Here is a 255-nt window from a genome sequence, read left to right as displayed (position 1 = left end):
GCTAATTTTCCTACCACATCCAGCTTCCCTGATTTTCGCAGTAACTCTTCCGTTTTTAAACGTTCAGTGATATCTCGAGTAATAACCATTGCAACTTCTTTTTCACCTAATCTAAAGATATCGATGATTAACTCAGTATCTATTTTCTCTTCTATTTTAAAAACATATTCGTCTCGCAAAGTGAAGTAATGTTTTCCCTTTTCGAAATCTTTTATAATGTTTATAGTTTTAATGTTTTCAGGAAGAAAATCCATA

General features: G+C 31.4%; 1 pseudogene. It reads right to left on the bottom strand.

Features of this window, described 5'->3' with window-relative positions:
- Window positions 1-255: pseudogene (locus SB773_RS33100) on the bottom strand (PAS domain S-box protein); the annotation flags it as partial.

The organism is Bacillus sp. SIMBA_074, assembly GCF_046534555.1.
GTDB classification, from domain to species: Bacteria; Bacillota; Bacilli; order Bacillales; family Bacillaceae_G; genus Bacillus_A; species Bacillus_A mycoides.
The sequence above is the reverse complement of the archived record's forward strand: the minus strand, read 5'-3'. Positions and strand labels throughout refer to the sequence as shown.